This window comes from Rhizobacter sp. P1_G5 (genome assembly GCF_056405435.1).
This window is the reverse complement of record NZ_JBFUCB010000052.1, coordinates 1-18,204: the sequence shown is the minus strand read 5'-3', so window position 1 is coordinate 18,204 and position 18,204 is coordinate 1. Positions and strand designations below refer to the sequence as shown.

The following is an 18,204-nucleotide window of genomic DNA, read 5'->3' as shown; positions in this document are numbered from 1 at the left end:
GTCGCGCAGCCGATGGAATGGCTGTCGATGGCGGCGCGCCCGTTCGTCAAGCTGCTGTCGTTCTGCACCGAGGGCACGCTGCGCCTGCTGGGCATCCGCGGCGGGCCGAACCGTTCGGTGACCGAAGAGGAGATCGCCGCCAGCCTCGAGGAAGGCCTGGACGCCGGCGTGATCGAGGCGCAGGAGCACCAGATGGTGCGCAACGTGTTCCGCCTCGACGACCGGCAGGTCGGCTCGATGATGATCCCCCGCACCGAAATCACCTGGCTCGACGCGTCGGCCGGCCTCGACGACGTGCTGAAGGTGATGGGCGACCAGGAGCACTCGCGCTACCCGGTGTGCCGCGGCAGCCTGAGCGACGTGGTCGGCGTGATCTCGGCGCAGACGCTGCTGCAGCAGATGCTGCAGGGCCGCCCGCTCGCGCTGACCGAGGGCCTGCAGGCGCCGGTGTTCGTGCCGGAGACGCTGTCGGGCATGGAGCTGCTCGAGCAGTTCCGCGCGTCGTCGGCCCAGCTTGTCTTCGTGGTCGACGAGTACGGCGAGGTGCAGGGCGTCATCACCGTGCGCGACGTGCTGGAGGCGATCACCGGCGAGTTCACGACCCCGGCCGACGGCGAAGCCTGGGCGGTGCAGCGCAACGACCAGAGCTGGCTGTTCGACGGCCTGATCCCGGTGCCCGAGCTGAAGGACCGGCTGTCGCTGAAGGAGTTGCCCGAGGAAGACCGCGGCCGCTACAACACGCTGGCCGGCATGATCATGTTGTTGTTGGGCCGGCTGCCCAAGACCGCCGACACGGTGGACTGGGAAGGCTGGCGTTTCGAGGTGGTCGACCTGGACGGCAAGCGTGTCGACAAGGTGATGGCCACCGCCTTGCCCCCTGGAGCTGAAGTTCAATGATCACTGCCCTCTACAAGAAGCCCGCGCTGCTCGACCGCACGCGCCATGCCGGCAAGCACGTGCTGCCGCTGGACGTGTCGGGAGCCGCCGGCATGAACGCGCTGTTCTGCACCTTCGGCGAGTTCGTCGAGGCCGGCAAGGACTACCCGATCCTGTTCGTCAACAGCGGCACCACCGCAGACGGCAGCCCGCAGCTCAACCCGGCCGTGCTGCTCGGGTTGACGGTGGGCGAGAACCTGTTCGTCGAGGGCACGCAGTGGGTCGGCCGCTACATCCCGGCCGCGCTGCGCTGCTACCCGCTCGGGCTCACGCGCTTCCCGCGTGCCGACGGCACCGGCGACGAACTCTCGGTGGTCATCGATGAAGGCTACCCGGGCCTCGTCGACGGGCCGCAGGGCACGCCGCTGCTCACCGCCGCCGGCGAGCCGACCGAGACCCTGAACAACGTGATGAAGCTGCTCGAGCTGTACGACCAGGAAGCGCAGCGCACCCCGCTGTTCTGCGAACGCCTGCGCGAGCTCGACCTGCTGAAGAGCATGCGCGCCGAAGGCACGCTGGACGACGGCGAGACCTTCTCGGTCGACGGCTTCCTCGTGGTCGATGAAGACAAGCTGCGCGCGTTGCCCGATGCCCAGGTGCTCGAGCTGTACCGCAACGGCATGCTGCCGCTGATCTACGCCCACCTGGCCTCGCTGACCTGCCTGCAGCGGCTGAGCGATCGCAAGATGCAGCGGAAGGCCCAAAAGGCGCAGGCGGCCRCCGCCTGACCGGAGCGCGGTGATGTCGACGGGGCAATCGGTTTTCGAAGGCTTCCTGTCGACGCCCGAGATGTCGGCGGTGTTCTCGCCGGCCTCGGTGCTGCAGGCGATGCTCGATTTCGAGGCGGCGCTCGCGCGCGCGCAGGCCGCCGAAGGCCTGGTGCCGGCCGCCGCCGCCCAGGCGATCGCCGGTGTCTGCAAGGCCGAGCTGTACGACCTGGGCGCCCTCATCGACGCGAGCGGCCGGGCCGGCAGCCTGGCCATTCCGCTGGTCAAGGCGCTGACGCAGGCGGTCGGCCTGTTCGATGCCGATGCGGCCGGCTACGTGCACTGGGGCAGCACCAGCCAGGACGTGATCGACACCGGCCTCGCGCTCACCACCCGCCGCGCACTCGCGCTGGTCGACCGCGACCTGGGCGCGCTCGCTGCCGCGCTGCTCGCGCTGGCACGGCAGCACCGCGGCGTGCCGGTGCTGGCGCGCACGCTGATGCAGCCGGCGCAGGTGGTCAGCTTCGATTTCAAGCTGGTGGCGTGGATCGCGCCGCTGCTGCGCTGCCGGCAGCGGGTGCGCGCGGCCGGGCTGCAGGCGCTGCAGCTGCAGCTGGGCGGCGCGGTGGGCACGCTCTCGGTGATGGGCGAGCGCGGCCCGGCCGTCGCGCACCGGGTGGCCGAAGCGCTCGGCCTGCGGCTGCCGCCCGGTCCGTGGCACACGCAGCGCGACGAGCTGGCCTCGCTGGCCGGCGAGCTGGGCGTGCTGGCCGGTGCGCTCGGCAAGATCGCGAAAGACATCTCGCTGATGGCGCAGGGCGAGCTCGGCGAGCTGGCTGAGCCGTCGGGCGCCGGCCGCGGCGGCTCGTCGACGATGCCGCACAAGCGCAACCCGGTGGCCGCGATGACGGCGCTGGCCGCCGCGCTGCGCACGCCGCACCGCGTGGCCGCGCTGCTGGCCGCGATGGTGCAGGAGCATGAACGCGGCCTCGGCAACTGGCAGGCCGAGCTGGCGGAGACTGCGGGGCTTTACCTCGGCGTGCACGGCGCACTGAAGGCGCTCGCCGATGCGGCGCCGGACCTGCAGGTCGATGCCGCGCGGATGCGGCACAACATCGACGCGCAGCATGGGTTGGTGTTCGCCGAGGCGGTGGCGATGCAGCTGGCACAGCAGCTCGGCAAGGCGCGTGCGCATGCGCTGCTCGAGGCCTGGTCGCACGAGGCGGTGGCCGCACGGCGTCCGCTGCGCGAGGTGCTGCTGCAGGCGCTGTCGCAGGACGAATCGCTGCGCGCGCAGCTCGGAGCCGACCAGGTCGACGCGCTGTTCTCAGTCGAGCGTGCCGCGGCGCATGCGAGCCGCGTCGCCGACCCGCAGCTGGCGAGCTGGCAGCTGCGCGCCGATGCGCTGGCGGCCGAGGCGCCGTGGTCGGCCTGGCTGCCACACTGATTTGAAAGAGAACGCGATGCCGGAGCAACAGGACGATTTCGACCGCGGCGTGAAGAATCGCCGCGCGGTGCTGGGCGATGCGTGGGTCGACCAGTCGCTGGACAACACCTCCGCGTTCAATGCCGAGTTCCAGTCGCTGATCACGCGCTATGCGTGGCACGACATCTGGGGCCGCCCGGGCCTGGACACGACGACCCGCCGCCTGCTGGTGCTGGGGATGACGATGGGCCTCGCGCGCTGGGAGGAGTTCGAGCTGCATTGCCGGGCCGCGGTGCGCGGGGGCGTGCCGGTCGAGAAGATCCGCGAGACGCTGATGCAGGGCGCGATCTACTGCGGCGTGCCGGCCGCCAACACGGCCTTCAAGCTGACCACGCAGATCCTGCGCGACGAAGGGCTGCTGCCGCCCCCCGCGCCGCTGTCGGCCGGCGTGCGCACGTCGAGCCATCACACCTTCAGCCGGCCGCAGCTGAAGGTCGCGCTGCAGGGCGAGGGCACGCCGGTGGTGCTGAGCCATGCGCTGGGCCTGGAGCTCGGCATGTGGGACGCACTGGCCGCCGAGCTCGCGCCGCGCCACGAGGTGCTGCGCTACGACCACCGCGGCCACGGTGGCTCGGCCGTGCCGGCGGGCCCGTACCGCATGGACGAGCTGGTCGACGATGCGGCCCGCGTGATCCGCGAATGGGGTGCCGGCCCGGTGGCCTGGGTCGGGCTCTCGCTCGGCGGCATGGTGGGGCAGGGCCTCGCGATCCGCCATCCGGAGCTGGTGCGCTCGCTGGTGCTCGCCAACACCACCGCGCACTACCCCGAGGCGGCGCAGGCGGCCTGGGCGCAGCGCATCGCGGCCGTCGAGCAGGGCGGGCTGGAGGCGATCGCCGGCATGGTGATGGAGCGCTACTTCCACGCCGGCTTCCGCAGCGGCCGGCCCGACGCGCTGGCGGCGTTCCGCGCGGCGCTGCTGCGCACGTCGGCCACCGGCTATGCGGCGGCCTGCCACGCGGTGCGCGAGGTCGACTGGCTCGAGCGCCTGCCGCAGGTGCGGTGCCCGACGCTCGTGATCGCCGGCGCGCTGGACGTGGGGGCGCCGGTCGCGATGTCGCAGGCCATCGCCGAGCGCATTCCCGGCGCGCGGCTCGAGGTGCTGGCCGAGGCCTCGCACCTGAGCGTGGCCGAGCAGCCGCAGCAGTTCGCGGCGCTCGTCGAGGGCTTCCTTGGGGCCTAGCGCGACGACTTGAGGAAGCGGTTGCTCAGCAGCGGCCGGCCGCGCACCGCGGCCCCGCGGTTGCCGAGCACGCCCAGCGACTGCGCCGATTCCTGCGCCGCCGAGAGGGCCGGGCAGGCGCYGGTCGCCCGGTAGGCGAGCGCGGCCTTCAGCAGGCCTTCGTCCGGGCTGCCGAGCGGCTGCGACAGGTCGTCCGACGCCGCGCAGCCGGCAATGCCGGTGGCGCCGCTGCCGTTCGGCACGAAGCCGTCGGCATAGTCGCCGAAGCCCTTCGCGTTGACGCCCTGGAACTCGATCGGGAAGTACGAGATGCCGCAGTTGTCCTGGGCCGCGAAGCCGTAGGGCTTGCCGCAGGTGCCGCCGCCGATCTGCCGCACGTCGAGATCGACGCCGCGCAGGCCGTTGATCACCGCCTCGCTGGCCGAGCAGGTCTCGGAGGTGGTGAGCACGTAGACGCGCGACAGGTCGAGCGTCGGCAGCGCCGCGTTGGCGGTGCTGGTGGCCTGGAATCCGAACGGCGCCTGTGCGTTGTCGGACGTGCGCTTCGCGTTGTAGTTGAGCTTCTCGAACGTCTTGCCGGCGGTGCGCGCCGGGCCGGCGATCATGTAGGCCAGCTCGCTCGCGATGTACAGGTAGCCGCCGCCGTTGTAGCGCAGGTCGAGCACCAGGTCGGTCACGCCCTGGGCCTTCAGCGACGAGACGGCTTCGATCAGCTGCGCCTCGGCCGGCGCGACGTGCGAGTTGAAGACGATGGTGCCGACGTTGCCGGTGGCCGTGGGGACCACGCTGTAGTTCAGCACCGGCTTGGTGGTGACGGCCACGGTCGTCAGCGAGACGCTGACCTGGCCGACGCCCGCGCGGGTGAAGACGAWGGTGTGCGTGCCACCGGCGTCGCTCGGGAACAGGCCGGCATTGAGCACGTCGACGCCGGCCGAGGTGTCGTCGTCGGCCGACACGCCGTCGACGGTCACCAGCGTGTCGCCGCGCAGCACGCCCTTGGTGGCGGCCTCGGTGCCCGGCGTCACGTAGGCCACGCGCAGGCCGCGCGGCTTCGTCGGCGACAGCATGCGCCAGTTGATGCCGTTGCCGGCCTCGACGCCGGAGTCGAATATCGCGTCGGAGGTGGAGGTCGGCAGGATGAAGCTGAACTTGTCCTTGCGCGCGCCGCTCGCGGTGAGCTTGGTCGTCTTCAGGGCCTGGAAATAGTTGTCGAGCGAGCCGTAGACGTCGGACGTGCTGCTGTACTGCGCCAGCCCGGGGGTGATGGCCGGGACTTCGTCGTACCAGAGGTAGGCATCGTTCAGGTAGGCGCGCACCCACTGCTTCTCGACGTCGAGGCTGCCGGTGTGGGTCGACGCATACGGATTGGTCGGGGCGCATTGTTGCGCGTACTGCGACGACGACGCGAGGCGGTTGCTGGAGTCGCCGTCCGAACCACCGCCGCAGGCGGTGAGGGTGGCTGCCGCGACGAGCAGGCTGGCCCAGGTGGCGCGCACGCGTGCGCCGGCTTGCCGTTGGCGTAGAACTCCCATTCCTCGCTCCCGATTCATTGGTTGAACGCCGACTATACCGGTGCAGGCGGATTGCCGGCGCCGCCGAGCTGGCGCGACAGCTGCGCGGCGCAGCCCTTCAGCGCGACCGCGACCGGGCCGGTGGCCTGCACATCGAAGGTGGCGTTCGGCCCGATCGCCGCCAGGCTGAGCACCAGCTCGCCGTGCAGGTCGAACACCGGCGCCGCCAATGCGCTGACGCCGGGCACCGTCCCGTCGACGACGCGGCTCAGGCCCTCGGCGCGGATGGCCGCCAGCTGGCCGCCGAAGGCGGCGTCCAGCGTGCGCCGGCCGCCGTGCGGCTCCTGTGCCAGCAGCTCGCGCAGGCGGGCCGGTGGCAGGTGCGCGGCGAACAGCAGGCCCGACGCCGTGCCGCGCATCGACATCACGGTGCCGTGCCGCATGTTGACGTGTACCGCGGACGGTGCCTCTTCGACGCGCACGATGGTCGGCCCGCGATTGCCCCACACCGCGATCGCGACGGTGTGGCCGACCTGCGCCGCGAGCGCCGGCAGCAGCGGCGTGGCCAGGCGCAGCGGATCGAACTGCTGCAGGCTGATCAGGCCCAGTTCCATCGCGAGCGGACCGAGCCCGTAGCGGCCCGACGCGGCATCCTGCGCGATCAGCCCGAGCTTGCCGAAGCTGACGAGGTAGGGGTGGGCCTTGGCCGCTGCCATGCCGGCTTCGCGCGCCAGGTCTTTCAAGGCCATCGGCCGGCCGTGGTGGGCGAGCGCACGCAGCAGCTGGCCGCCGACCTCGATGCTCTGGATGCCGCGAGGGGTGCTGGGGATCATTCTGAAATTCGTGTATGTAGAATGGATTAGACAGTAACGAATCCGCTGTCGGAAATCAAGGAGACCCGCGATGGCTTCACCTGAACCCCTGCGCTACCAGGGCGGCTTCGGCAACCAGTTCGCGAGCGAGGCGGTGCCCGGCGTGCTGCCGCTCGGCCGCAACAGCCCGCAGAAGGCGGCGCACGGCCTGTATGCCGAGCTGCTGAGCGGCAGCGCGTTCACCGCGCCGCGCGCCGAGAACCGGCGCACCTGGATGTACCGGCGCCAGCCGTCGGTGGTGGTCGGCGGCTACGCACCGTATGCGCAGCCGTGGTGGAAGAGCGGCGCGGCCGACGGCGTGGCGGCACCGCCCGACCCGATGCGCTGGGCGCCGACGCCGGTGCCCGAGGCAGAAGCCCGGCCGCTGGACTTCGTCGACGGGCTGCGCAGCATCGTCGTCAACGGCGACGTCGATGCGCAGGTCGGCATGGCCGCGCACATCGCGTTCATCAACCGCTCGATGATGCAGCGCGCCTTCGTCAATGCCGAYGGCGAGATGCTGCTGGTGCCGCAGCAGGGCACGCTCATGATCACCACCGAGCTCGGCCTGCTGCAGGTGGCGCCCGGCGAGATCGCGCTGCTGCCGCGCGGCCTGGCGTTCAAGGTGGCGGTCGACGGGCCGTCGCGGGTCTACGTCTGCGAGAACCACGGGGCGCATTTCCGCTTGCCGGAGTTGGGCCCGATCGGCAGCAACGGCCTCGCGAACCCGCGCGACTTCGAGGCCCCGGTCGCCGCGTTCGAGCCCGACGCGGCACCGCACGAGCTGATCAAGAAATACGGCGGCCGGCTGTGGTCGGCCCGCTGCGCGGCCTCGCCGTTCAACGTGGTCGGCTGGCACGGCAACCTGGCGCCGCTGAAGTACGACACGGCCAACTTCATGACGATCGGCTCGATCAGCTTCGACCACCCGGACCCGTCGATCTTCACGGTGCTCACGTCGCCGAGCGACACGCCGGGCACGGCCAATTGCGACTTCGTGATCTTCCCGCCGCGCTGGCTGGTGGCCGAGGACACCTTCCGCCCGCCCTGGTACCACCGCAACCTGATGAGCGAGTTCATGGGCCTGGTGCTCGGGCAGTACGACGCCAAGCCCGAAGGCTTCCGCCCCGGCGGTGCCAGCCTGCACAACTGCATGGTGCCGCACGGGCCGGACGCCGACGCGTTCGAGCGCGCCTCGAATGCGCCGCTCGCGCCGCACAAGCTCGACAACACGCTGGCCTTCATGTTCGAAAGCCGGTACCGTTTCCGGCCGACCGAATGGGCGATGAGCGGCGGCGCACTCGATGCCGCCTATGCCGATTGCTGGCGCAACCTGAAGGATGGATTCCAATGAGCGGCGCTCTCGACGACACGAACGACGCGGGGCTGCGCAGCTGGGTCGCGTCGGCACAGGATCCGCTGGCCGACTTTCCGATCCAGAACCTGCCGCTCGGGCGCTTTCGACGCCAGGGCAGCGACGAGCCCTGGCGCGGTGGCGTGGCGATCGGCGATCAGGTGCTCGACCTGCGCCTCGCGCACGAGCTGTGCCCGTGGTCGCCCGAGGTGTCGCGGGTGATGGAGCCGCTGGCACGCGGCGATCTCAACGCCTTCATCGCGCTGGGGGCTGCGGCACGCCGCACGCTGCGCGCCGCGTTGTCGAATGCGTTGCGCGAAGGCTCCGACGACGAGCCGTGGCTGCAATCCTGCCTGGTGCCGCAGGCACAGGCCGCGATGGCGCTGCCGTGCGAGGTCGGCGACTACACCGATTTCTACACCGGCATCCACCACGCGACGACCGTCGGAAAACTGTTCCGCCCGGACCAGCCGCTGCTGCCGAACTACGAATGGGTGCCGATCGGCTACCACGGCCGCAGCTCGTCGCTGCAGGTCAGCGGGCAGGCCTTCCACCGCCCGCGCGGGCAGTACAAGACAGAAGCCCAGGCGCCGGTGTTCGGGCCGTGCCAGCGGCTGGACTATGAACTGGAGCTCGGCGCGATCATCGGCCCCGGCAACGCGCTCGGCGAGCCGATCCCGATGGCGCGGGCCGAGGAACACCTGGCCGGGCTGGTGCTGCTGAACGACTGGTCGGCGCGCGACGTGCAGGCCTGGGAGTACCAGCCGCTCGGGCCCTTCCTCGGGAAGAGCTTCGCGACCACGCTGTCGCCGTGGATCGTCACGATGGAGGCGCTGCAGCCGTTCCGCCGGCCGTTCGAGCGGGCGGCCGACCGGCCGCAGCCGCTGCCCCACCTCGATGGCGAAGGCAACCGCGCACAGGGCGCGATCGACATCGTGCTGGAGGTGTGGCTGCAGACGCCGGCGATGCGCGAGCGCGGCGACGCGGCGGTGCGGCTGATGCAATCGAACTTCCGCGACGCGTACTGGACGCTCGCGCAGCTGGTGGCCCACCACAGCAGCAACGGCTGCAACCTGCGCCCGGGCGACCTGCTGGGCAGCGGCACGCAATCGGGGCCGCTGCCGGAGCAGGGCGGCTCGCTGCTGGAGCTGACGCAGGGCGGCAAGCTGCCGATCACGCTGCCGAACGGCGAGACGCGGCGTTTCCTGCAGGATGGCGACAGCGTCGCGCTGCGAGCGTTCTGCGAGCGCGCCGGGCAGCGGCGCATCGGGTTCGGCGAGTGCGTGGCCGAGGTGCTGGCGGCGCGGTCTTAACCTTCGCTTCACCAACCCCTAATCGAGTTCTAACCGCGGGCCCTTATCTTTCGACTCATGCGGAATCCCCCGCGACGCTTGTCCCCAGGAGATCACATGAAGATGAAGTCGTTGACCGCTGCGCTTGCCGCAGCCGGCCTGCTGGCCGCCGGATCGGCCGGCGCCTTCAGCCTGACGCCCGAGTGGCTGAAGAGCAAACCCGAGGCGAAGCCCGCCGCCGTGACCTCGACCGCGCCGGCACCGGTGCCGATGCTGCCGGCCGCGGGCCAGGTGCCCAACTACCGCGCGATCGTCGCGACCTCCGGCCCGGCCGTCGTCGGTGTCACGGTGGCCGGCCTGCACAAGGCCTCGGCCGAGGAGCAGCAGCAGCAAGGCCTGCCGCCCGGCGCCGAGAACGATCCGTTCTTCCAGTTCTTCCGCGGCCTGCCGGGCTTCCAGCAGCGCGGCCAGCGCGGCAACCCGTCGGTGCCGTTCCGCGGCCAGGGCTCGGGTTTCATCATCAGCGCCGACGGCCTGATCCTGACCAATGCCCACGTGGTGCGCGAAGCCAAGGAAGTGACCGTCAAGCTCAGCGACCGCCGCGAGTTCTCGGCCAAGGTGCTGGGCTCGGACGCCGCCACCGACATCGCGGTGCTGCGCATCCAGGCCAAGGACCTGCCGATCGTGCGCCTGGGCGACCCGCAGAACATCGAGGTCGGCGACCCGGTGCTCGCGATCGGCGCGCCCTACGGCTTCGAGCAGACCGCCACCACCGGCATCATCAGCGCGAAGGGCCGCTCGCTGCCCGGCGACGCGGTGGTGCCCTTCATCCAGACCGATGCGGCGGTGAACCCCGGCAACTCCGGCGGCCCGCTGTTCGACGGCACCGGGGCGGTGATCGGCATCAATGCGCAGATCTATTCGCAGACCGGCGGCTTCCAGGGGCTGAGCTTCGCGATCCCGATCAATGTCGCGCTGAAGGTGAAAGACCAGATCGTCGCGACCGGCCGCGCCACGCATGGCCGCCTGGGTGTCGCGGTGCAGGACGTGAACCAGAGTCTGGCCGAGTCGTTCGGCATGAAGCGGCCTGACGGCGCGCTGGTCGCGAAGGTCAGCAAGGACAGCGCGGCCGAGAAGGCCGGCCTGAAGCCGGGTGACGTGATCACCGCGGTGAACGGCGACCCGATCGTGCGCTCGGGGGCGTTGTCGAGCCGCATCGGTCTGGCGGCGCCGGGCGACAAGGTGAAGTTGTCGGTGTGGCGCGACCGGGCCGAGCGTTCGATCGACGTGAAGCTGGGCGGTGCCGATCCGGACGAGGATGTGGCGTCCGCCAACGGCGGCGATTCGCAGGGCGTGCAGCTCGGGCTGTCGCTGCGCCAGCTGACGCGCGAAGAGAAGCGCCAGAGCAAGCTGGAGCAGGGCCTGGTGATCGAGAACGTCGACGGCCCGGCGGCGCGCGCCGGCATCGAGGCGGGCGACGTGCTGCTGGCCATCAACGGCAAGCCGGTCACGTCGATCGAGCAGGTGCGTGCGGTGATGGCCGGCAAGCCGAAGAGCGTGGCGCTGCTGGTCGAGCGCGACGGGGAGCGGATCTTCGTGCCGGTGAACCTGGGCTGACGGCTGCGGCTGTTGGATGGGGAAAGGCCGCCTGCGGGCGGCCTTTTCCGTTGTAGGCGGGCTCACACCTCCTTGTCGTCGATCGCTGCGCGTCCTTTGTCGACATGGGCCTGGAGGCAATCCGTGCACACCGGTCTGCGCTGCAGAGGATGGATGCCTTCCCGCAAGAATCGGCGATCCAGCAAGCGTTCGCAGAGCGCGCAATGACCGGCCTCGTCTGGAGCGAGGGCGGCTCCCGATTTCGCACAGCGGAATGGAACTGTTGTCAATGTGGCCTCACCGGTTGTCGGTTGGATCGAAGGCCGCAGCTTGCCATGCCAGCCGAGTCCTACGGCGCGCGGCTTCCAGGCTGACAAGCCCGTGCGTACCTGCCCGTCCCGCACGGCCGGCCTCGTCCCAGGCACCCGCCGTGTCGCCCGCAGTCCAATGAAGTTCACCTTGATGACAAGAAAGGACTTCATCATGAACAGCCACAAGCCTCTGYTCGCCCCGCTCGCCGCTGCGCTGGCCATCGCCTCCGGCACCGCCGTCTGGGCCCAGGACGACCGCGCCCCGCTGCCCGCTGCCAAGCAGGCCGGTGACATCACCTACGTGACGGGCGGCGTGGCCTATGAAGAGGTGCCGGCGTTCAAGGACGCCAAGCGCGACTACCCGCTCGCGATCGAGATCTACGAGAAGGCCGGCGCGAAGAACCAGTTCACCGCCGACACGCAGGTCAAGCTGATCGACAAGGAAGGCGACGTCGTGTTCGACGCGCAGGCCGACGGCCCCTACATGCTGGTGAAGGCACCGGCGGGGCAGTACAAGATGGAAGCCACGCTGAACGGCAGGACCGTCACGAAGCAGGTCACCGTGAACTCGCGCGGCACGGCCAATCCGGTGGTGGTGTTCCCGCAGGGCACCGACTGACCCACGCAGCGCGTTCACTGCGCTGACGACGGCTCCGTCATCAGCGCGGTGTAGCGGCGCTGCATCTCGTCGGGCGTGAGTTGCTCGATGCTGTGGCCGATCAGCCATTCGTGGCCGAACGGATCACGCAGCTTGCAACTGCGCTCGCCATAGAACTGATCGGTCGGTGCCATCAGCACGGTGGCCCCGGCCGACACCGCTTGCTCGAGCACCGCGTCGGCGTTGTCGACGTGCAGGTGCACGCTGGCGTAGCTGGTGGAACCTCCGATGGGCGGCGCTTCGATGCCGTATTCGGGGAACGCGTCCGACAGCATCAACACCGACGGACCGAGTTCCATCTCGGCGTGCCCGATGCGCCCCGACGGCTCGGTCAGGCGGAACAGCTCCTTCGCACCGAAGGCCTGCGTGTAGAACGCGATCGCCGCGGCGGTGTCGCGCACGCGCAGGTAGGTGAACACTTCATGGATCATCGCGGGCTCCTCTGGGTCATCGGGCCGAAGCGTAAGAGCCCACCCGGCTTGGTGTCTTGAAGATTTTTTCCGCCGTGTGGCTGGCCTGGTCCGGTGCGAGCGGGTGATATGCCGTGGGCGTGAGCCCTGAGAAGCCGCGGAACTCCCGCACCACGTGGGCTTGATCGGCATAGCCTTCAGCGAGCGCGAGCTCGGCCCAGTCGATGGGCATGCAACTGGTTCGACAGCTTGCAGCGATCTGCACGATGCGCTGGAACCGGGCGATCCGCAGGTAGCGCTTGGGCGTCAGCCCGACGCGCTGCGAGAACTCGGCGATGAAGCGCTTCGGCGACCAGCCGAGCGCGCCCCGCACCTCGGCAACGCTGTGCGGCACCGCGCCCTCGAACGCTTGCAGGGCCCATGCGATCGGCGCATCGGCGGCGTGCGGCGGCGCCCGGTGCAGGCGCGACAGCAGCCAGGCTTCCAGATGTCGCAGCCGCGCGGCCGCGCCGGGCAAGGCCTGCAGACGGTCGCGCAACGTGGCCGCCTCGGGGCCCCACAGCTCGTCGGGCGTGGCCGGCGTCGACAGTTCCGTCAGCGGCACGCCGAACAGCGCCGCGGCCCCGCCGGCCCGGAAATGCACGCCGACCACCGACGACGGCTCACCGGTCTCGCGAAAGAAGGGCCCTTGCTGCGGCGCCTGCACGATGCCACCGGCAAAGCGTTGGCCCTGCAGGTCGCCCGCCGAGGCGAAGCGGTTCAGGTGGGTTTGCCGCAGCGCGATGATCAGGTCGGCCCGGCCGGTCGGCAGGTTGCGCTCGCGCGCATGCGGCATCGCGCCCCGTTCGCTGGCCCACAGGCAGTCGACGAAGGCGTCGAGCGGCGGGGTGGGCGTGCGACGCAGAAGCATGGGCGCACCATACACCGCCGATCCCGGATTGGCATCCGGGCTACAGGTTCGTGCGGAGTCTCCAGATCTCGGGGAACAGCACCACGTCGAGCATCTTGCGCAGGTAGCCGACGCCGCTGGTGCCGCCGGTGCCGCGCTTGAAGCCGATCACCCGCTCCACCGTCGTCACATGGCGGAAGCGCCAGAGGCGGAACGCATCCTCGAGATCCGTCAGCTCCTCGCCGAGCTGGTACAGGTCCCAGTGCTGCTGCGGCGCGCGGTAGGCCACCAGCCACGCCTGCTCGACGGCATCGTCGCTCACGTACGGCTGCGACCAGTCGCGTTCCACATGCGAGGCCGGCACCGGCAGCCCGCGCCGCGCCAGCAGCCGCAGCGCCTCGTCGTACAGCGACGGTGCGCGGTACGCCGCCTCGACGCGCGCCAGGATCTCCGGCGTGTGCGCATGCGGCTTCAGCATCGCCGCGTTCTTGTTGCCCAGCATGAACTCGATGCAGCGGTACTGCCAGCTCTGGAAGCCGCTGCTGTTGCTCAGGTACGGCCGGATCGCCGAATACTCCGGCGGCGTCATCGTCGCGAGCACGTCCCAGGCATGCACCAGCTGCTCCATGATGCGGCTCACGCGCGCCAGCATCTTGAAGGCCGTGCCCAGGTCGTCGCTCGCGATGCGCTGCACCGCCGCGCCCAGCTCGTGCAGCATCAGCTTCATCCACAGCTCGCTGGTCTGGTGCTGCACGATGAACAGCATCTCGTTGTGCTCGGGCGAGAGTGGGTGTTGCGCGTTCAGCAGTTCGTCGAGGTGCAGGTAGTCGCCATAGCTCATGTCGCTCGAGAAATCGAGCTGCGCACCTTCCTCGCGGACGATCTTCTCGCCGTCGGTGTTGCCGGATTCGTGATGCGGGCAGCTCATGTCACCGCCGCGCGCTGGTTGAAGCGGGCCTGCTGCCACTCGCCGGTCTGCAGCACCTGCACCAGGTGCTCCACCGCCTCCCACACGTCGATGAAGCGCGTGTACAGCGGCGTGAAGCCGAAGCGCAGGATGTCGGGCGCGCGGAAGTCGCCGATCACGCCGCGCGCGATCAGCGCCTGCATGATCGGGTAGCCGTCATCGGCGCGTGCGAAGCTCRCCTGGCTGCCGCGCTGCGCCGCATCGCGCGGCGTCTGCAGCGTGAGGCCGTGGCCGGCGCAGCGCGCCTCCACCAGCGCGATGAACAGCTCGCTCAGCGCGATCGACTTGCGGCGCAGCGCCGRCTGCCCGCCGTGGGCTTCGGCGGCGAGCATCGTGTCGACGCCGCACTCCAGCGCGGCCAGCGACAGCACCGGCGGCGTGCCGCAGATGAAGCGGCCGATGCCGGCGGCGGGGTGGTAGTCGGGCGTGAACTGGAACGGCGCTGCATGGCCGAGCCAGCCCGACAGCGGCTGCCACAGCTGCTCCGCGTCCATGCGCGCGGTGATCGTCGGGTGCACCCAGACGAAGGCCGGCGCGCCGGGCCCGCCGTTCAGGTACTTGTAGCCGCAGCCCACCGCGAAATCGGCCGCGCCGGCGCGCGGGCCGCTGCCCTTCAGGTTGACCGGCACCGCACCGGCCGAGTGCGCGAGGTCCCACACCACCAGCGCGCCCGCGGCATGCACCGCGAGGTTGGTCTCTTCCATGCGGTGCATGCGGCCGCTGCGGTAGTTCACGTGCGTCAGCATCAGCACCGCGAGGCGGTCGTCGATCAGCGCCGGGCTCTCGTCGGCCTCGGCCAGCACCAGCTCGAAGCCGCGCTGCCGCGCCAGGCTCTCGGCGATGTACAGGTCGGTCGGGAAGTTGAAGCGCTCCGAGACAATGCGCTTGCGGCCCGGCGTGTCGCGCTGCGCCAGGTCGAGCGCGGCCGACAAGGCCTTGAACAGGTTCACCGAGGTCGAGTCGGCGACGATCAGCTCATCGGGCCCGGCCCCCAGCAGCGAGGCGATCTTGTTGCCGATGCGCTGCGGCAGGTCGATCCAGCCGGCGGTGTTCCAGCTCTTGATCAGGTCGCGGCCCCATTCGGCGGTGGCCGCCTGCTGCACGCGGGCTGCGGTGGCGCGCGGCAAGGCGCCGAGCGAATTGCCGTCGAGGTAGATCACGCCGTCGGGCAGGTCGAACAGCGCGCGCAGCGGCGCCAGTTCATCACGGGCGTCGAGCGCCAGGCAGTCTTGTCGTGTCGTCATTCGGGAGATCTTTCAGAGTTCTCGCAGCACCGCGCGCACCGGCGAGGCACAGGCCAGCATCAGCTTCAACGGCAGCGCGATCAGTTCGTAGTCGCCGGCCGGCACGTCGTCGAGCACCAGGTTCTCCAGCACGCGCAGGTCGCGCGCCAGCAGCTGGTGATGGCTGTCCAGCGTCTTGCTGTCGGCCGGGTCGACCGACTGGCTGTCGATGCCCACCAGCCGCACGCCGCGGTCGGCCAGCCAGCCGATGGTCTCGGGGGCGAACGACGTGAACTCGGGCGACCACGCGGTCGGCGCCTTCAGCACGCTGCGCACCAGCACGCGCGGCGGCAGGTCGGCGGCGAACGGCGCCAGGTGTTCCGGCCGCACCAGCGGGCCGATGCCGATCGCATGGATCACCCGGCAGCGGCCCAGGTACGGCGCCAGGTCGACCGCGCCGATGGCCGGCGCATCGTCGCCGTAGTGCAGCGGCGCATCGGCGTGCGCCCCGATGTGCGGCGACATCGTGATCGCGCTCAGGTTGACCGGGCAGTCCGGGCCGATGCGCGCGGTCCAGGCCTGCGAGTAGGCCTCGTCGCCGGGGAACAGCGGCGAGTCGGGGGCGATGGGTGGGGAGATGTCCCAGAGCTTTTTCACGGCCGGAACAGTAGCACCGCCGTTGGCGTCGTGGTGTCGGTTATTTCAGACATCCCGTCGTGGCCAATAAATGCTTGACACCTGAAATATCAAGCTCTAAATTTCATCGGCCCGGCGATTTCCGCCGGGGCGCTCCGGAGATCACGCACATGCGCATCGCCTGCATCGGCGGCGGCCCCGCGGGCCTGTACTTCGCGCTGTTGATGAAGAAGCAGGACCCGTCGCACGAGGTCACGGTGATCGAGCGCAACCGCGCCGACGACACCTTCGGCTGGGGCGTCGTGTTCTCCGACCAGACGCTGGGGGCCGTGCAGCGCAGCGACCCGAAGAGCGCGGCGCAGATCCTCGATGCGTTCAACCACTGGGACGACATCGAGGTGCACTTCAAGGGCGAGGTGGTGCGCTCGTCCGGCCACGGCTTCTGCGGCATCGGCCGGCGCAAGCTGCTGAATATCCTGCAGGACCGTTGCGCCGAAGAGGGCGTGCGGCTGCGCTTCGAGACCGAGTGCAGCGACGACACCGCGCTCGATGCCGACCTCGTGATCGCCWGCGACGGYCTGAACAGCCGCATCCGCAGCCGCTACGCCGCCACCTACGAGCCCGATGTCGACACCCGGCTGTGCCGCTTCGTCTGGCTCGGCACGCGCAAGCGCTTCGATGCGTTCACGTTCGCGTTCGAGCGCACCGAGTGGGGCTGGTTCCAGGTGCACGCCTACCGCTTCGATGCCGACACCTCCACCTTCATCGTCGAGGCGCCCGAGCCGGTGTGGCGCGCCGCGGGCCTGGCCGACATGGGCAAGGAAGAGAGCATCGCGTTCTGCGAGAAGCTGTTCGCGAAGATCCTGGACGGCCATGCGCTGATGTCGAACGCGGCGCACCTGCGCGGCTCGGCGCAGTGGATCCGCTTCCCGCGCGTCGTGTGCAAGCGCTGGATCCATCACAACGGCCGCGCGCCGGTCGTGCTGATGGGCGACGCGGCGCACACCGCGCATTTCTCGATCGGCTCGGGCACCAAGCTCGCACTCGAGGATGCGATCGACCTGGCCGCAGCGATCGGCGAGCATCCGGGCGCGCTCGACCAGGCATTGGCCGCCTACGAAGCGCAACGCAGCATCGAGGTGCTGAAGATCCAGAACGCGGCGCGCAACTCCACCGAATGGTTCGAGAACGTCGAACGCCATGCGCGGCTCGACGCACCGCAGTTCGCGTACTCGMTGCTGACGCGCTCGCAGCGCATCTCGCACGAGAACCTGCGGCTGCGCGATGCGGCCTACGTCGGCGGCTACGAGCAGTGGCTGGCTGCGCGCGCCGGGCTCGACGGCACGCACGCCGTGCCGCCGATGTTCACGCCGTTCACGCTGCGCGGCGTGACGCTGAAGAACCGCGTCGTCGTCTCGCCGATGGCGCAGTACAGCGCGGTCGACGGCGTGCCGGGCGACCACCACCTGGTGCACCTGGGGGCCAGGGCGCTGGGCGGCGCGGGCCTGGTGTTCGCCGAGATGACCTGCACCTCGCCCGATGCGCGCATCACGCCGGGCTGCCCGGGGCTGTACACCGATGCGCAGATGCGGGCGTGGAAGCGCATCGTCGATTTCGTGCACCAGGGCAGCAGCGCGAAGATCGCGATGCAGCTGGGCCATGCCGGCGCGAAGGGCTCGACACGCGCGCCGTGGGATGGAGAAGACCTGCCGCTGGCTGAAGACAACAGTGAGGGCAACTGGCCGCTGATCTCGGCCTCGCCGCAGCAGTACCTGGACGGTGTCAGCGCGTGGTCGCGGGCGATGACGCGCGACGACATGGACCGCGTCACCGCCGATTTCGTCGCGGCGACGAAGCGTGCCGCGCAGGCCGGCTTCGACTGGCTGGAGCTGCACTGCGCGCACGGTTACCTGCTGTCGTCGTTCCTGTCGCCGCTGACCAACCATCGCACCGACGGGTATGGCGGCGAACTGGCGAACCGGCTGCGCTACCCGCTGGAGGTGCTGGCGGCGATGCGCGCGGCGTGGCCGGCCGACAAGCCGCTGTCGGTGCGCATCTCCGCGCACGACTGGGTGCCGGGCGGCACGACGCCCGACGATGCGATTGCCATCGCGCGGGCGTTGAAGGCGGCCGGTGCCGACCTGGTCGACGTGTCGTCCGGACAGGTCAGCCCGCAGCAGCGGCCGGTGTACGGGCG

16 protein-coding genes are annotated in these 18,204 nt (G+C 70.3%); 9 read left to right on the top strand and 7 right to left on the bottom strand.

The window, feature by feature from the left end; genetic code table 11:
- The 4 genes from AC1D12_RS06300 to pcaCD form a co-directional block, all read left to right on the top strand.
- Nucleotides 1–897, top strand: an 897-nt coding sequence (locus tag AC1D12_RS06300) for a hemolysin family protein (RefSeq protein ID WP_477839420.1), incomplete at its 5' end; no start/stop codon positions are given.
- Complete coding sequence (locus AC1D12_RS06295; RefSeq protein ID WP_477839418.1) at nucleotides 894–1,664, top strand: SapC family protein; 771 nt, start codon at nucleotides 894–896, stop codon at nucleotides 1,662–1,664. The genes AC1D12_RS06300 and AC1D12_RS06295, both read left to right, overlap by 4 nt.
- 13 nt (nucleotides 1,665–1,677) lie before the next feature.
- Nucleotides 1,678–3,090, top strand: coding sequence for a 3-carboxy-cis,cis-muconate cycloisomerase (pcaB, locus tag AC1D12_RS06290; RefSeq protein WP_477839416.1), 1,413 nt, complete (start codon nucleotides 1,678–1,680; stop codon nucleotides 3,088–3,090).
- A gap of 16 nt (nucleotides 3,091–3,106) precedes the next feature.
- Complete coding sequence (gene pcaCD / locus AC1D12_RS06285; RefSeq protein ID WP_477839414.1) at nucleotides 3,107–4,309, top strand: bifunctional 4-carboxymuconolactone decarboxylase/3-oxoadipate enol-lactonase PcaCD; 1,203 nt, start codon at nucleotides 3,107–3,109, stop codon at nucleotides 4,307–4,309.
- On the opposite strand, the gene AC1D12_RS06280 is transcribed toward pcaCD, so the two are convergent.
- Together AC1D12_RS06280 and AC1D12_RS06275 are read right to left on the bottom strand one after the other, a co-directional pair.
- Nucleotides 4,306–5,841: a S41 family peptidase gene (locus AC1D12_RS06280; RefSeq protein WP_477839412.1), complete on the bottom strand. Its 1,536-nt coding sequence runs from the start codon at nucleotides 5,839–5,841 to the stop codon at nucleotides 4,306–4,308. The two genes, pcaCD and AC1D12_RS06280, sit on opposite strands and share 4 nt — an antisense overlap.
- A 32-nt stretch (nucleotides 5,842–5,873) precedes the next feature.
- Nucleotides 5,874–6,653 (bottom strand): IclR family transcriptional regulator, encoded by a 780-nt coding sequence (locus AC1D12_RS06275; protein ID WP_477839410.1) that lies wholly within the window; start codon nucleotides 6,651–6,653, stop codon nucleotides 5,874–5,876.
- Nucleotides 6,654–6,723: 70 nt separating this feature from the next.
- Here AC1D12_RS06275 and hmgA point away from each other — a divergent pair, with 70 nt between their 5' ends.
- From hmgA to AC1D12_RS06255, 4 genes are all read left to right on the top strand, one after another.
- Nucleotides 6,724–8,025, top strand: coding sequence for a homogentisate 1,2-dioxygenase (gene hmgA / locus AC1D12_RS06270; RefSeq protein ID WP_477839408.1), 1,302 nt, complete (start codon nucleotides 6,724–6,726; stop codon nucleotides 8,023–8,025).
- On the top strand, nucleotides 8,022–9,338 hold the full coding sequence (gene fahA / locus AC1D12_RS06265; RefSeq protein WP_477825826.1) for a fumarylacetoacetase: 1,317 nt from the start codon (nucleotides 8,022–8,024) through the stop codon (nucleotides 9,336–9,338). Before hmgA ends, fahA begins: the two co-directional genes overlap by 4 nt.
- A 96-nt stretch (nucleotides 9,339–9,434) precedes the next feature.
- Nucleotides 9,435–10,934: a Do family serine endopeptidase gene (locus AC1D12_RS06260; protein ID WP_047500625.1), complete on the top strand. Its 1,500-nt coding sequence runs from the start codon at nucleotides 9,435–9,437 to the stop codon at nucleotides 10,932–10,934.
- 462 nt (nucleotides 10,935–11,396) lie between these two features.
- Nucleotides 11,397–11,843, top strand: a complete 447-nt coding sequence (locus tag AC1D12_RS06255; protein ID WP_477839407.1) for a carboxypeptidase regulatory-like domain-containing protein — start codon at nucleotides 11,397–11,399, stop codon at nucleotides 11,841–11,843.
- A gap of 14 nt (nucleotides 11,844–11,857) precedes the next feature.
- Here AC1D12_RS06255 and AC1D12_RS06250 read toward each other — a convergent pair whose 3' ends face one another.
- Genes AC1D12_RS06250 through kynB form a run of 5 tightly spaced genes read right to left on the bottom strand, consistent with a single transcriptional unit; the run spans nucleotide 11,858 to nucleotide 16,028 of the window.
- Entirely contained in the window at nucleotides 11,858–12,313 is a 456-nt protein-coding gene (locus AC1D12_RS06250; RefSeq protein WP_477826240.1) for a VOC family protein, read from the bottom strand.
- 16 nt (nucleotides 12,314–12,329) lie between these two features.
- The gene (locus AC1D12_RS06245; RefSeq protein ID WP_477839405.1) at nucleotides 12,330–13,202 is read right to left on the bottom strand and encodes a DUF6597 domain-containing transcriptional factor; all 873 of its coding nucleotides are present in this window, start codon (nucleotides 13,200–13,202) and stop codon (nucleotides 12,330–12,332) included.
- 40 nt (nucleotides 13,203–13,242) lie between these two features.
- Nucleotides 13,243–14,109, bottom strand: a complete 867-nt coding sequence (gene kynA, locus AC1D12_RS06240) for a tryptophan 2,3-dioxygenase (RefSeq protein ID WP_477839400.1) — start codon at nucleotides 14,107–14,109, stop codon at nucleotides 13,243–13,245.
- Nucleotides 14,106–15,392, bottom strand: a complete 1,287-nt coding sequence (gene kynU / locus AC1D12_RS06235) for a kynureninase (RefSeq protein WP_477839395.1) — start codon at nucleotides 15,390–15,392, stop codon at nucleotides 14,106–14,108. Before kynU ends, kynA begins: the two co-directional genes overlap by 4 nt.
- Before the next feature lie 12 nt (nucleotides 15,393–15,404).
- Nucleotides 15,405–16,028 (bottom strand): arylformamidase, encoded by a 624-nt coding sequence (kynB, locus tag AC1D12_RS06230; protein ID WP_477839393.1) that lies wholly within the window; start codon nucleotides 16,026–16,028, stop codon nucleotides 15,405–15,407.
- A 149-nt stretch (nucleotides 16,029–16,177) separates the two neighbouring features.
- Between kynB and AC1D12_RS06225 the strand changes: the two genes are divergently transcribed.
- Nucleotides 16,178–18,204, top strand: a 2,027-nt coding sequence (locus tag AC1D12_RS06225) for a bifunctional salicylyl-CoA 5-hydroxylase/oxidoreductase (protein ID WP_477839391.1), incomplete at its 3' end; no start/stop codon positions are given.

Coding starts and splice junctions, on each gene's coding strand:
- AC1D12_RS06260 (WP_047500625.1), top strand. CDS start 9,435: ATGAAGATGAAGTCGTTGACCGCTGCGCTTGCCGCAGCCGGCCTGCTG.
- AC1D12_RS06275 (WP_477839410.1), bottom strand. CDS start 6,653: ATGATCCCCAGCACCCCTCGCGGCATCCAGAGCATCGAGGTCGGCGGC.
- AC1D12_RS06245 (WP_477839405.1), bottom strand. CDS start 13,202: ATGCTTCTGCGTCGCACGCCCACCCCGCCGCTCGACGCCTTCGTCGAC.
- AC1D12_RS06250 (WP_477826240.1), bottom strand. CDS start 12,313: ATGATCCATGAAGTGTTCACCTACCTGCGCGTGCGCGACACCGCCGCG.
- kynA (WP_477839400.1), bottom strand. CDS start 14,109: ATGAGCTGCCCGCATCACGAATCCGGCAACACCGACGGCGAGAAGATC.
- fahA (WP_477825826.1), top strand. CDS start 8,022: ATGAGCGGCGCTCTCGACGACACGAACGACGCGGGGCTGCGCAGCTGG.
- pcaCD (WP_477839414.1), top strand. CDS start 3,107: ATGCCGGAGCAACAGGACGATTTCGACCGCGGCGTGAAGAATCGCCGC.
- pcaB (WP_477839416.1), top strand. CDS start 1,678: ATGTCGACGGGGCAATCGGTTTTCGAAGGCTTCCTGTCGACGCCCGAG.